Source organism: Pseudomonas monsensis (assembly GCF_014268495.2).
GTDB classification, from domain to species: Bacteria; Pseudomonadota; Gammaproteobacteria; order Pseudomonadales; family Pseudomonadaceae; genus Aquipseudomonas; species Aquipseudomonas monsensis.
This window is the reverse complement of the sequence record NZ_CP077087.1, coordinates 6,001,491-6,015,119: the sequence shown is the minus strand read 5'-3', so window position 1 is coordinate 6,015,119 and position 13,629 is coordinate 6,001,491. Positions and strand designations below refer to the sequence as shown.

12 protein-coding genes and 1 pseudogene are annotated in these 13,629 nt (G+C 60.8%); 3 read left to right on the top strand and 10 right to left on the bottom strand.

Features of this window, described 5'->3' with window-relative positions:
• Positions 1–104: 104 nt before the first annotated feature.
• Positions 105–1,019, bottom strand: coding sequence for a LysR family transcriptional regulator (locus tag HV782_RS26670; RefSeq protein WP_123469306.1), 915 nt, complete (start codon positions 1,017–1,019; stop codon positions 105–107).
• Between the two features lie 169 nt (positions 1,020–1,188).
• On the opposite strand from HV782_RS26670, the gene HV782_RS26665 reads away from it, so the two are divergent.
• The 3 genes and pseudogenes from HV782_RS26665 (at position 1,189) to HV782_RS26660 (ending at position 3,043) form a co-directional block, all read left to right on the top strand.
• Positions 1,189–2,472 carry an aspartate aminotransferase family protein gene (locus HV782_RS26665; protein ID WP_186746534.1) on the top strand — a complete coding sequence of 428 codons (1,284 nt, stop codon included), beginning with the start codon at positions 1,189–1,191 and terminating at the stop codon, positions 2,470–2,472.
• 165 nt (positions 2,473–2,637) lie between these two features.
• Positions 2,638–2,775 (top strand): annotated as a pseudogene (locus HV782_RS28695) (helix-turn-helix domain-containing protein); the annotation flags it as partial.
• 109 nt (positions 2,776–2,884) lie between these two features.
• On the top strand, positions 2,885–3,043 hold the full coding sequence (locus HV782_RS26660; protein ID WP_003228885.1) for a YqaE/Pmp3 family membrane protein: 159 nt from the start codon (positions 2,885–2,887) through the stop codon (positions 3,041–3,043).
• A 148-nt stretch (positions 3,044–3,191) separates the two neighbouring features.
• Here the strand turns inward: HV782_RS26660 and HV782_RS26655 are convergent, their stop codons facing one another.
• From HV782_RS26655 to HV782_RS26615, 9 genes are all read right to left on the bottom strand, one after another.
• Complete coding sequence (locus tag HV782_RS26655) at positions 3,192–5,003, bottom strand: alpha/beta hydrolase family protein (protein WP_186746536.1); 1,812 nt, start codon at positions 5,001–5,003, stop codon at positions 3,192–3,194.
• The gene (gene pqqE, locus HV782_RS26650; protein WP_177490424.1) at positions 4,969–6,108 is read right to left on the bottom strand and encodes a pyrroloquinoline quinone biosynthesis protein PqqE; all 1,140 of its coding nucleotides are present in this window, start codon (positions 6,106–6,108) and stop codon (positions 4,969–4,971) included. The genes HV782_RS26655 and pqqE overlap by 35 nt, the downstream gene beginning before the upstream one ends.
• A complete protein-coding gene (gene pqqD, locus HV782_RS26645) occupies positions 6,101–6,376 on the bottom strand; it encodes a pyrroloquinoline quinone biosynthesis peptide chaperone PqqD (RefSeq protein WP_186746538.1) in 276 nt (91 codons plus the stop codon). Before pqqD ends, pqqE begins: the two co-directional genes overlap by 8 nt.
• Positions 6,373–7,125, bottom strand: coding sequence for a pyrroloquinoline-quinone synthase PqqC (pqqC, locus tag HV782_RS26640; RefSeq protein WP_123469296.1), 753 nt, complete (start codon positions 7,123–7,125; stop codon positions 6,373–6,375). Before pqqC ends, pqqD begins: the two co-directional genes overlap by 4 nt.
• Before the next feature lie 134 nt (positions 7,126–7,259).
• On the bottom strand, positions 7,260–8,171 hold the full coding sequence (gene pqqB, locus HV782_RS26635; protein WP_128613998.1) for a pyrroloquinoline quinone biosynthesis protein PqqB: 912 nt from the start codon (positions 8,169–8,171) through the stop codon (positions 7,260–7,262).
• 81 nt (positions 8,172–8,252) lie between these two features.
• Entirely contained in the window at positions 8,253–8,327 is a 75-nt protein-coding gene (gene pqqA, locus HV782_RS26630; RefSeq protein ID WP_003422658.1) for a pyrroloquinoline quinone precursor peptide PqqA, read from the bottom strand.
• A gap of 156 nt (positions 8,328–8,483) precedes the next feature.
• A complete protein-coding gene (pqqF, locus tag HV782_RS26625) occupies positions 8,484–10,901 on the bottom strand; it encodes a pyrroloquinoline quinone biosynthesis protein PqqF (RefSeq protein ID WP_186746540.1) in 2,418 nt (805 codons plus the stop codon).
• A gap of 38 nt (positions 10,902–10,939) precedes the next feature.
• Entirely contained in the window at positions 10,940–11,734 is a 795-nt protein-coding gene (locus HV782_RS26620) for a carbon-nitrogen hydrolase family protein (RefSeq protein ID WP_186746542.1), read from the bottom strand.
• Positions 11,735–11,746: 12 nt separating this feature from the next.
• Positions 11,747–13,429: a flavin monoamine oxidase family protein gene (locus HV782_RS26615; protein WP_123469288.1), complete on the bottom strand. Its 1,683-nt coding sequence runs from the start codon at positions 13,427–13,429 to the stop codon at positions 11,747–11,749.
• Between the last annotated feature and the right edge of the window lie 200 nt (positions 13,430–13,629).

Here is a 13,629-nt window from a genome sequence, read left to right as displayed (position 1 = left end):
GGACACGTAGGATTCTGCCAGGGTGGCGGAGTGAAATGGATGTCAGGGAAACAGTCTGCAAAGCCCCGCTTCGGCGGGGTTTTCTTTTGTCTGAAGAAAAGTGTTTAGGCGATCGGATCCAGCGGCGACTTCACTTCACGCTCCATCACTTCCTCAAGCAATGTCCGCAGCAGCGCCAGTGACGCCTGTTGGCGTTGTACGTCGCGACACACCAGCCCAACCTTCAGCGGCACCCGTGGTTCGCTCAGCGGTTTCCACAGCAGTTCCTGGTCGTCGTACTCCTTCTGCGAACGCCCGGGCAACACCGTCGCCAATTTGGTGTGCGGCAGACTGTCGAGAATCCCCACCATATTGTTCAGTTCAGCCTGTACCTGCGGGCGACGGCCAAGGCTGGTCAGCTGCGCTTGCCAGATCTGACGGATCTGAAACTCTTCGCCGAGTAGCAGCATTGGTAACTCTGCGGCTTGTCGTATCGAGACTTTCTTGAATTCACGCAGCGGGTGATCCGCTGGGATTACAAGCGTCAGTTCATCTTCGTACAGCATCACGCCATGCAACCCTGGCTGACGTGGTGGCAAATAGCTGATGCCGATATCCAGCGAACCGTTCAGCAGACGCCGTTCAATCTCCATCCCGCTCAATTCATAAATCTGCACCACCAGATGCGGTTGCGCCTTGCGCACGCGCTCCAGCATTTGCGGCACCAGGCTGGTGTGCACGGTTTGCAGCACGCCAATTGCCAGGGTGCGCAATGCCTGTCCCTTGAAGTTGCCCAACGCCTCGCGCGCCCGTTGCAGACCATCGAGCAAGGGCAGGGCGTGGTTGTACAAGGTATGTGCAGCCAGAGTCGGTAGCAGGCGTTTGCTGCTGCGTTCGAACAGCGTGACGTCGAGGTTTTGTTCGAGCTGGCGAATCTGTTGCGACAACGCCGGCTGCGAGATCGACAGCCGTTCAGCGGCGCGGCCGACATGGCCTTCTTCGTAGACCGCGACGAAATAACGCAGTTGTTTGAAATCCATAAGTAATGCTTATCGAAAATGCTGGGAAATCGAAATGGCCCGCGGGCCTCGGCGAGCTTAGTCTAACCGCATTCACAAGGCTTACAGGGCCAGAAAGCGCGATGAATAGCGTTTGCTTCGACAGTGTTTGCATAGGCAGTTCAAAACACCTCAAGCGAGGTGTTTTTCAATGAATCTGTTCAGTTTGCGGCGCCAGGCGCCGAGTCTCGACGACCTCGCCTTTGCGGCCGATTCTGCTGAAATCAACGAAAATCTGAGCACCGAGCGGCTGATGCCCAGTGTCGAGCGACCGCAACAGGTGTTCGTTCGCGGTCAGGGTTCCTGGCTGTGGGACAGTAATGATCGCGCTTATCTCGACTTCTCTCAGGCCGGTGGCGCCAACAGTCTTGGGCACAGTCCTTCGGCATTGGTCAAAGCCATTGCCAGTCAGGCTCAGGCACTGATCAACCCCGGTTTCAATCTGCACAACCGCGGCATGCTCAGCCTCACCGAGCGCCTGTGCGCGAGTACTTCCAGCGATCAGGCCTACCTGCTCAACAGTGGCAGCGAAGCCTGTGAAGCGGCGATCAAACTGGCGCGCAAGTGGGGACAACTGCATCGTGGTGGCGCTTCGCGGATCATCGTGGCGCAGCAGGGGTGTCACGGTCGTAGTCTGGCGACGATCTCGGCATCGGACAGTTGTAACCTGCACAACCGTTTCGCGCCATTGTTGCCCGGTTTCGATCCGGTGCCGTTTAACGATTTGCCGGCGCTGCATGCGGCAGTCGATGCGCAGACCGTGGCGATCATGCTCGAGCCGATCCAGAGCGATGCCGGGGTGATTCCAGCCACCGGGCATTACCTTAAGGGCGTTGAGCGTCTGTGCCGCGAGCTGGGAATTTTGCTGATTCTCGACGAAGTGCAGACCGGCATGGGGCGCTGCGGCAGCTTGCTTGCCGAACAGTCCTATGGCGTACGCGCCGATATCGTCGTGCTCGGCAAAGGCCTTGGCGGCGGTGTGCCCCTGGCGGCGCTGCTGGCGCGAGGCAAGGCGTGTTGTTTTGACGCGGGTGAACTGGGCGGCACGCATCACGGCAATGCGCTGATGACAGCGGCTGGCCTAGTGGTGCTCGACAGCGTGTACGACCGCAGCTTCCTGCAGCAGGTCAACGATAATGGCCAGCATCTGCGCGAAGGCCTCGCACGATTGGCACACCGCTACGACCACGGCGAACTGCGCGGCCAAGGCCTGTTCTACGGACTGACCCTGTCGGGCGATTCCGCCGAGGCCGTGGTCCATGCCGCGCTGCATGAGGGCCTGCTGCTCAACGCCCCGCAAGCCGACTGTCTGCGCTTCACCCCGGCGCTCACAGTGAGTAAAACCAATATCGACGAAATGCTCCTGCGCCTGGGCCGCGCATTCTCGCGAGTGCGTACCGCGCAACTGCAATGTCGCAAAGGGATTGCCGTCTGAGCTGAAGTTTCCTACCCGATTTCCTGAACCGTCTCGCGGTATAACGCACGCCCTACGCCTGATTCTTTTGGCGTGGGGCGTTTTTTTGTGGCCGGGTTTTGCAGATAGCGTTGAGTGCTTGAGCGTTCGTCCTGCGAATGGTTTTTTAGAAAGCCCCGGCCGGGCCAGCCGGTATTCGCTCGCTACTTGGACACTAGCGCGTCGACAGTCAAGCAATGGGAGTCGGGAGACCAACACCCCAGCGGCATGGCGCTGAAGTTACTGAGCATCGTGCAGAAGTACGGACTGCAAATTCTCAGCTGAGCTATCAGTTTGATACCGATACCGTGATTAGCACTGAACCCTGACGAGCGGCAAAGGTCGATTAGCTTGTATGGCTCATGTGAGCCAACCCCCATTCAGGAGCTGACCCATGGACTTCATTCGCATCATCATCGCCATTCTGTTGCCGCCACTGGGTGTGTTTCTGCAGGTCGGGTTCGGCGGGGCGTTCTGGTTGAACATTCTGCTGACGCTGTGTGGCTACATTCCGGGGATCGTGCATGCGGTGTACATCATCGCCAAGCGCTGAGTTCAGCGGTGCCAGATAGATAGCTATCGCGGGCAAGCCTGCTCCCCCAGTGTTTTAGGTTGGTCACAAGTTTTGTGTAAACCAGCGAACCTGTGGGAGCGGGCTTGCCCGCGATTGGGTCGACGCTATTTTTAAACAGGCGTGGTGCTCAGTCCGCCAATCCCATCACCCGCCGATAAAACTTCCACTCCTGTTCCAGCGCATGCGCCTGATTGGCGGCGCGGCGGAAGCCGTGGCGTTCTTCGGGGTAATAATGCGCCTCGACCGGGATGCCGTTCTGCTCCAGTGCCGTGACCATGTCGCGGGTCTGTTGCGGAACAACCACGGCGTCCAGTTCTCCCTGAAAGAAAATCACCGGCACGCGAATGTTGCTCGCGTGCAGCAAGGGTGTGCGGGCAGCGTAGCGTTCGGCGTCCTGCTCGGGATCGCCGATCAGCCAGTCCAGATAATCACCTTCGAACTTGTGGGTCGCCCGGGCGAGTGCCACCGGGTCGCTGACGCCATAGAGGCTGGCGCCAGCGCGGAACACCTGTTGAAACGCCAGCGCGCACAACGTGGTGTAGCCCCCGGCGCTGCCTCCGCGGATAAATGCGCGCTCGCCGTCGATCAAACCTTGTTTGGCCAGATACGCCACCACCGCGCAGGCATCCTCGACATCCACCTCACCCCAACTCAGATGCAACGCCTGACGGTATTCGCGGCCATAGCCGCTGCTGCCGCGATAGTTGAGATCGGCAACGGCGAAGCCGCGTTGCGTCCAGTACTGAATGCGCGGGTCGAGCATCGGGTAGCAGGCCGAGGTCGGTCCGCCGTGGATGAACACCACCAGCGCTGGTTTTGTCTCGTCGCTCATGGCCGGATAAAAGAACCCGTGGGCTTCGCCGGAACCGCTTGGGTAGCGCAGGGTTTGCGGACGGCTGATGCGTTCTGCAGGCAAAGGCGCCACGCCGCCGGCCAACACGTTCACTTTGCGCGTCGCCCGATCAATGGCGATGACCGCCGAAGGACTGATCGGCGAGGCGGCAATGCAGTAGATAAATTGTGCGTCTAAAGCGAGATGACGGAAGCGGCTGTAGTCGCCAGTGAAGTCGTCGTCGCCAAGGGTCAGGCGACCAAAACCACCCTCGCTCCAGCTCGCCAAAAACGAACGCTCGACAGGGCGCCAGGTGCAGCCGCCCAGTTGCCACGGCGCTGGTGCATGATCGGCCGGCGCAGCGGGCAATGATCTCAAGCCGTCGGCAGTTTCTACCCACGGTTGCCAGAATCCAGCGCGATCGGTCAGGCAATACAGGCGACCTTCGGCATCGAAGCGCGGTTGTTGAATGGACTCTTCAATCTTGGCGCCGGCAATGCATTGCGGTGCTCCGAATGTGCCATCGGTCAAACGCTCAGCCACCTTCAACCGCGTCGACGTCCAAGGCTGATGCGGGCGGCTCCACTCGATCCAGGCCAGGCGCTGGCCATCCGCACTGATGATCGGCGCCGAATAAAAATCCGCGCCCTCAGCCAGCACATGCCGCGTGCCGTCAGCCAGATCAATCGCTACCAGCCGATGTTGATCACGCCACTCTTCAACCGCCAGAACCTGGCCAAAAGCAAAATGCAGATCGCCATAACGACACTCGCCTGAGGTCAGCGCCTCAGGCGCGCCATCCAGGGTCTGTCGATACAACTGCTGGTCCGCCTCATTGACGAAAACCACCCCGTCCAGCGTCAGACAAAACGCGCCACCACCATATTCGTACACCCGACTGCGCACGCTGAAGCCATTCGGCGTCAGACATTTCGCCACGCCATCGTGCCACTGCCAGATCCGGCACGCGGCGTCCTGCGGGCGATATTCATTCCAGAACAAACCGTGGGCGCCGAGTTGCAGTTCGGCGAAGTCCATTCCGGCGGCGACGGCCTGGGCGGCGCTGAAAGGCTCAGCCCTTGGCGATGAGGCGTGAGTTTCGTTCATTGCGAAAGGCCAGTTGTTCGATGGTCTGGGTAGCGGTCTCGGCTTCTTCGCGGGCCTTGAGGATCACGCCGTGATGTTCGGATTTGCTGCACACCGGGTCGGCGTTGCTTGCGTCACCCGTGAGCATGAATGCCTGACAGCGGCAGCCGCCGAAATCCTGTTCCTTCTCGTCGCAGGAGCGGCAAGGCTCGGGCATCCAGTCGTAACCGCGAAAGCGATTGAAGCCGAACGAGTCGTACCAGATGTGCTGCATGCTGTGATCGCGCACGTTGGGAAATTGCACCGGCAGCTGTCGGGCGCCATGACAAGGCAGGGCGGTGCCGTCCGGGGTGACTGTCAGAAAGAGGCTGCCCCAGCCGTTCATGCAGGCTTTCGGGCGTTCTTCGTAGTAGTCCGGGGTCACGAATATCAGCTTGCACGGATGCCCTTCGGCTTCCAGCTTGGCGCGGTATTCGTTGGTGATGCGTTCGGCGCGCACCAGTTGCTCTTTGGTCGGCAACAGGCCGACACGGTTGAGCTGCGCCCAGCCGTAGAACTGGCAGGTGGCGAGTTCGACAAAGTCGGCCTCCAGCGCGATGCACAGTTCGATGATGCGGTCGATCTTGTCGATGTTGTGCCGATGGGTGACGAAGTTCAGCACCATCGGATAGCCGTGGGCCTTCACCGCACGGGCCATTTCCAGCTTCTGCGCGAAGGCTTTTTTCGAGCCGGCGAGCAGGTTGTTCACTTGCTCGTCACTGGCCTGGAAGCTGATCTGGATGTGATCGAGACCGGCCTTCTTGAAATCGCTGATTTTTTGCTCGGTCAGGCCGATGCCGGAGGTGATCAGGTTGGTATAGAAACCCAACTGCCGCGCTTCACGAATCAGCTCGGCCAGGTCCTGGCGCACCAGTGGCTCGCCACCGGAAAAGCCCAGTTGCGCCGCGCCCATCTCCCGCGCTTCGCGGAACACCTTGATCCACTGCTCGGTGCTCAGCTCTTTGCCCTGCTCGGCGAAATCCAGCGGATTGGAGCAGTACGGGCATTGCAGCGGGCAGCGATAGGTCAGCTCGGCGAGCAGCCACAGCGGCAGGCCGACCTCCGGCTTGGGCGGCAGATCAGTCAAGGGTGATCCAGTGCTGTGCACGGGCAACCTCCATGAATTGCTCGATGTCGTCACCGAGCTCAGGCACGCCGGGGAACTGCTCATCGAGTGTGGCGATGATCGCTGCGACATCGCGTTCACCGTCGATCAAACCACCGATCAGCGCGGCGCTGTCGTTGAGTTTGATCATGCCTTCGGGGTAGAGCAGCACGTGGCCTTTTTGCGCCGGTTCGTACTGGAAACGGTAGCCGGGACGCCAGGTCGGGATCTTGCTGCGATCGAAACTCATAAGGTGATTCCTTTGTGCCAGACCCGTTGTTCGGTGACGCTGTGATAAGGCGGGCGGTTCAGTTCGTAAGCCATGCTCATGGCATCGAGCATGCTCCAAAGAATGTCCAGTTTGAACTGGAGAATTTCCAGCATGCGCTCCTGGCCTTCGCGGGTCTTGTAATGCTCGAGCGTGATCGCCAGACCGTGCTCGACATCGCGCCGCGCCTGACCGAGGCGGGTGCGGAAATATTCGTAACCGGCCGGGTCGATCCACGGGTAATGCTGCGGCCAGCTGTCGAGGCGCGACTGGTGGATCTGCGGCGCGAACAGTTCGGTCAGCGAGCTGCTGGCGGCTTCCTGCCAACTGGCGCGGCGGGCGAAGTTGACGTAGGCGTCGACCGCGAAACGCACACCGGGCAGCACCAGTTCCTGGGAGCGCAGTTGATCGGGGTCGAGGCCGACCGCCTGACCAAGGCGCAGCCACGCTTCGATACCGCCGTCTTCTCCGGGGGCGCCGTCGTGGTCGAGCAGGCGTTGAATCCACTCGCGGCGGATCTCGCGATCCGGGCAATTGGCGAGGATCGCCGCGTCTTTCAGGGGGATGTTCACCTGATAGTAGAAGCGGTTGGCGACCCAGCCCTGAATCTGTTCGCGGGTGGCGCGGCCTTCATACATCGCCACGTGGTACGGGTGGTAGATGTGGTAATAGGCGCCTTTGGCGCGCAGGGCCGCTTCGAATTCGCTGGGGGACATAGGAGTGTCAGTCATATCTGTTCTCCGGGAACAAGCATTGGGATCTCAGGCGTCTGGTCTTCAGTCATCGCTGGCAAGCCAGCTCCCACAGGGTTTTGCGGTGTTCACAACACCGGTGGGAGCTGGCTTGCCAGCGATGGGGCCATCAGTTACAGCACAATACTCATGCCATCGAACGCCACTTCAACATTACGCCGCGCCAGTTCCGCACGCTCCGCCGAATCCTCATCGAGAATCGGGTTGGTGTTGTTGATGTGGATAAGCACCTTGCGCTGCTCGGGCAACTGCTCCAGCACTTCGAGCATGCCGCCGGCGCCGTTCTGTGCCAGGTGGCCCATCTCGCGACCGGTGCGGGTGCCGACGCCACGGCGCTGCATTTCATCGTCGTCCCACAGCGTGCCATCCACCAGCAGGCAATCGCTGCCAGCCATGATTTCCAGCAGCGGCGCATCAACCTTGCCCAGGCCCGGCGCGTAGAACAGTTTGCCGCCGGTATTCAGGTCTTCGACGATCAGGCCAATGTTGTCGCCCGGGTGCGGGTCGAAGCGGTGCGGCGAGTACGGCGGCGCAGCGCTGCGCAACGGCAGCGGGGTGAAGCGCAGGTTCGGGCACGCGGCGACGGTGAAGCTCTGGTCGAGTTCGATGCGGTTCCAGTTCAACCCGCCGTTCCAGTGGGTGAGCATCTTGAACAGCGGGAAACCGGTGCTCAGGTCTTCGTGAACCATGTCCGTACACCAGACCTGATGCGGGCAGCCTTCGCGCAGGCTGAGCAGGCCGGTGGTGTGGTCGATCTGGCTGTCCATCAGGATGATCGCGCTGATGCCGGTATCACGCAGGGCGCGGCCCGGTTGCATCGGGGCGAAGCTTTGCAGTTGTGCGCGGATGTCCGGCGAGGCGTTGCACAGCACCCAGTTCACGCCATCATCGGAAATCGCAATGGACGATTGGGTGCGGGCCTTGGCGTTCAGGCTGCCGTCGCGAAAACCTGCGCAGTTGACGCAGTTGCAGTTCCACTGCGGAAATCCGCCACCGGCGGCCGAACCCAGAATCTGGACGAACATGAACGCTCCCATCTTTCAACGCTGAAAATAAAACGCCCCGGCGAGCCGAGGCGTTGCACTGCAAGTCTGCGTAGGCAGAACTCAGCGGCTGGCGAAGTACATGGTGACTTCGAAGCCGATACGCAGGTCGGTGTAAGCCGGTTTTGTCCAGGACATGGGTGTCTCCTTCAGGGTGGGTGGGATAGCGCTGTCCATAGTTATAGTCCACGGCAGCGCAGGGATGTTCCAAATAGTTAGGCTGCTATGTTACTCAAAATTTCCAGGTGATTGCCCGTGAATCTTTGAGAAAGCTCCTTGCAGCCTGAGTAATGATCAATTTCCCGCTTGCCACGGTATGCCCGGTGCCGCGCTGCTGGCCAGGCAGTGCCAGCCGCCTTCGGCCTGGATCAGTCGCTGTGCCGCCGCCAGCAGGAAAGGGCGATCGAGCTGACCAATGGCGTCGATCAACTGCGCACGATAATCCGATGAGTGGCCGGCGAGTTTCGCTTGCCACAGCAGCTCGGCCGCGTTTGTGAATGACATTGAGGTGTCGTCGAACTGCTCGGCCAGAGACTGGCGCAGTTGCTCAAGGTTGGCGTCATCGAAGGTTTCGATCAGCGCGGGAATGCTTTGAAGAAACTGCCGGATGTGATCGAGCAGCGCAACCGGGTCGGACGTCGGCGATTGCACGCCAAACAGCAAGCCGGTCTGGCCGTGCAGCTGGCGCAAGGCGCTGAACACCGCGTAACCCAGCTGCAATTCGACCCGCAGACGCTGATAGAACGGTGTCTGGCAGAGCTGCGCGAGCAGGCGCCAGGCGGCTTCGTCGGCAATCTCGTGGCTTGCGGTCGGGCAGAACAACAGCAGCGCATGTTCGCTGGAGGCGCTGTCGATGTGGCTCCAGATCTGTCGAGCATTGCTCGCTGGCCGGACGGGGAGTTGATTGTCCGGGATACCGGGGATGCGACTCAGAGCCAGGCCCAGGGCGGATTGAGTCTGTGCGCTGAGGCCAAGGGCCAGTCCGTCCCAGCGGGAAGTTGTCCACAGCTGCTTGATGTCGTCGGAGCGCGGCGCCGCTGGCAGGCAACTTTCCGGCAATGCCTTGAGCAACTGGCGGATCGGTATCAACGGTGCTTCTGGCTCGGCGCTCGCAGAATCGGCGTCAACTTGCGTCAGACATTTCAGCGCATGCTCCAGGACACTGGGCATCGGTTCTTGCAGGCCGGTCAGTTTCAGCAGCCATTGAGCACCGCTGGTACTCAACGACAGCTCAACCCCGGCCTGACGTGCGTCTTCCCGGGTTTCGCGCAGACTGCGTTGCAGCTTCCCGTGCAGCTCGGCCGTTGCCGCGGCTTCCAGTTGCCAGCGCAGGTAAATCGCACCTTCTTCACTCGTGTCCGCCAAGGCCTGGCTGAATTGCATCGGCGAGCGTTCGCGGCGGCTGCGTGAGCGATCCTGAGCGAACGTGCGCAGGCCTCGGTGGGCGCTGGTTTGACCGCGAATCAGCCCGGCGTTGGCCAGTGGTTCGCTGGAGCCGAGGAAAGGATTGGCGGCAGGCAGGTGCCAATGCGCGCTGAAGTTATCCACAACACCGATGTCGCGCAGGATCTGTTTGAGGGCGACGACGCCGTGTTCCGACAAGCCGTGTTCGAGCTGTTCGCAGTCGAGCCGTGCCAGGTGCAGTGCGCCGCCGATCTGCTGCTGACGTTCAAGCAGCCTGGCGTATTCGTCACGCAACGCTGGCCAGTCCTGTTGCGCGGCGAAGAAACTCAGCCAATCCAGCACATGCTCGCGAATAACATTCAGGCATTCGGCGGGCGCGGTGAGTTGCAGGTGCAGCAAGGCCTGTCCGGCAAAGTGGTACAGCGGCGTGGCTTTCAGGCTGTCCGCGAGCTTCTGTTGCTGCAGATGGGCGAGCAGGCCGCCGGGTTTGGCGTTGTTCAAGCAGTGGCAGAGGAACGCCAGCGCTTCGGCGCAGGTGTCGGGTAGCGCTTCGAAGGCAAACAGCAGATTGCAGTGTTGTTCGCCGACCTGTTGATAACTTTTCGCCTGCAACGGCTGGGTTGCCGTTTGCGCAACGTTATCCCCAACCGGCAGCGCCGCGGCGAAATGCTGAGCCAGTGCGCGCAACGCCTCCAGGCTCTGCGGCCCGACCAGACTCAAGGTCATTTGGCCGGTGCGATAGAAGCGCTGATGGAAGTCCTTCAATGCCTGTTGAAACGCCGGTTGCTCGACCTTCAGGCTGTCGCGATTACCTGCATGAAATCCCCGCAATGGATGCTCTGGCGGCAAACCCTCGTACAAGGACAGTGCCTGCTGCGCTGTGGGATCCTGCGACCACGCGACAAATTCCGCCTCCAGCACTTCGCGTTCACGCAACTGATCGTCCTTATTCATACGCGGCTGGGCGAGCATGTCTGACAGTCGCTCCAGCCCGGCGCTGAAGGCCGTAGTCGGCAGTTCAAAGAAGAAATCGGTCGCGCGCTCGCGGGTGCTGGCATTCACTTGGCCGCCATGCCTTTGCACGTAGGCCATCAGTGCCTGATCGGCAGGAAAACGTGCGGTACCGAGAAACAGCAAATGCTCAAGAAAATGCGCCAGCCCCGGCCATTCGAGCGGCACATCATGACTGCCGGCAGCCACCCGCAACGCAGCCGCGCTGCGCTTGAGGTCAGGCACCTGACGCAGGGTCACGCGCAAGCCGTTGGCCAGGGTTTCAGTGTGAAGGCGGGGGTGAGTCGGCGCAGGCATGGGCACTTCCAGAACAGTGAAGTGCCAATGCTAGCGGATTAACGCTTGTTCAGCGCGCCGTAAAGCTCCGGACGGCGGTCACTGAGGTAGCGATTGGCGGCGCGGGAATCGACCATCAATTGCCGATCCAGCTCCCCGACGATCAGCGCTTCATCCAGGCCAGCCTGGGCGATACGACTGCCGTCCGGCGCGGCGATGCTGCTTTGTCCGCAATAGTGGATCTCGCCTTCCTGCCCGCAATAGTTGGCGTAGGCCACGTAGCACTGGTTTTCGAAGGCGCGGGAACGCACGGTGACGTCGGCGACGAAATCGAATGGAATCATGTTCGCCGTCGGCACCAGAATCAGCTCGGCGCCGGCCAGGGCCAGACGCCGCGCGTTCTCCGGAAACTCCAGGTCGTAGCAGATCAGGAAACCGAGCTTCCAGCCGTTGAGCTCGACCACAGGAAACGCATCGTCGCCGGGGCAGAACATCGACCGGTCCAGATCACCGAACAGGTGGGTCTTGCGGTAATTGCACAAACGCTCGCCGTGCGAGTCGATCAACTGCACGGCGTTGTAGATCTGCCCGTCGGCAGTACGCTCCGGGTAGCCGTAGACAATCGCCAGACCGGCAGCCTTGGCGATGCGGCCGATCTGTTGCGCCCATTCACCGTTGTAGACCTCGGCCAATGTGCTGACCGCCTCGGCACCAATGTTGTAGCCGGTCAGAAACATCTCCGGCAACACCAGCAAGTCGGCGCCCTTGGCCTCCATCGCCACTTGGTGCAAACGGTGCAGGTTGGCGGCGGGGTCCAGGGGCAGCGGTGGACATTGGTAAAGAGCTACACGCATCTCGGATTCCTCTTACTCGGGCAGGGCGATAGGGCCGATGTCTTTGAACACATCACCCGGGCCCGGGTTCGCTTTATGTGTCGAGCCACCAAAGTGCTTCATGATGCCCCACACCGCGTTGAGCGAGGTCTGCACCGCGCCTTCGACCCACGCCGGGGTCCACGATACGTCGTCACCGGCGATGAAAATCCCGCGCTGCTCGGCGGGCATGTCGTCCTGCATGAAGTGCGCGTACATGCGCTGGTTGTAGCGATAGTGGCCGGGCAGGGCGCCCTTGAACGCACCGAGGAAGTACGGGTCGGCTTCCCACGACACGGTGATCGGGTCGCCGATGATGCGCGCGGCGATGTCGACTTTCGGGTAGATCTTCTTCAGTGCGTTCAGCGCCAGTTCCACACGTTTTTCCACCGGGTGCGGCAGCATCTTCAGTGCGTCGCTCATCCACGAGTACGACAGGCAGATCACGCCGGGCTTGTCGTCGCCGTTGTCGAACAGGTAGGTGCCACGGGTCAGGCGATCGGTGAGGGTCATGCTCATCAGGTCGCGGCCGGTTTCCGGATCCTTGTCCTTCCAGAACGGGCGGTCGACCATCACGAAGGTCTTCGACGACTGCATGTAGCGCGTGCGATCCAGCGCCATCCACATCTTTTGCGAGAACAGGCTTTCGTCGCATTCGATCTGGGTGGTCAGCAGCCAGCTCTGGCAAGTGGTCAGCACGGCGGCATATTCGCGGGTGTCGCCGTTGTTGTCGGTGACGGCGAAACGGCCATCCGGTGCATGGGCGATTTTCTTCACGCCGGAACGCGGTGCGCCACGGTGCAGGGATTTCAGGCTGGTGCCTTCCGGCCAGTGCACGCAACGCTCCGGCACATGGCGCCAGATGCCTTGTGGCACTTGTTCCACGCCGCCGACCACCAGATGCTGGTGATCGTCGCAGTTGGTCATCACCACGCGGAAGATTTCCAGCATCGAGTTGGGGAAGTCCGAGTCCCAGCCGCCGGTGCCGAAACCGACCTGACCGAACACTTCGCGGTGATGGAACGACAGTTTGGCAAACGCCTTGGACGTGGCCACGAAGTCGTAGAAGGTGCGGTCGTCCCACAGCGGCACGAGTTTGTTCCACAGTTCCTTGAGGCGTGGCACGTCGCGGTCGCGGATCGCTTGCTGGATATCGGCGAACTGCGAGCCGGCCTCCAATGCATCCGCCCAGGCGTCAGCCACTTCCTGGAACAGTGCAGGAAGATCCTTCAGGCTTTGTGCGTAATGGGTTTTGCCTTCCAGGTCGATCACCGTGCTGCCGGAGGCCGGCGTCAACGGGTTCGGGAACGGTTTGGTCTCGAGGCCGAGCTTGTCGACGTAGTGGTAGAACGCGGTGGAGGACACCGGGAAGCGCATGCCGCCGAGTTCCGCGACGATGCCGTCAGTGCCGTTGAACGCTTGCGAGCGCAGGCGCCCACCGAGCTTCGAAGCCTCGTAGACCACCGGTTTCAAGCCGAGCTTCATCAGTTCGTAAGCGGCCACCAGGCCGGCGATACCCGCGCCGACAATCGCCACTTCCGCGCCGTGATGGTGTTCAGGAATGCTGCCGAGACCTGCCGGGTGTTCGATCCAGTCGTCGAAAGCGAAGGGAAAGTCCGGACCGAAAATGGTGACTGGCTTTTTACCGTCTGCAGGATGGCGATTGTTCTTGTTCATGGCTGACCTTGCTGGCGAACCGACGCTGAGTGCGCGTCTGAGTATAGGAAAAGATGCCAGCCATTCTAGGGAGCGTAGAACACGTTAATAAGACGCAAAGTGTCGTCGTTTTGCTAATTAACTGAACAATATGACGATTAGAGACTACACACCGACCAAAATATAGGAGCGAGCCTGCTCGCGAAGAGGCCTTGTAATCC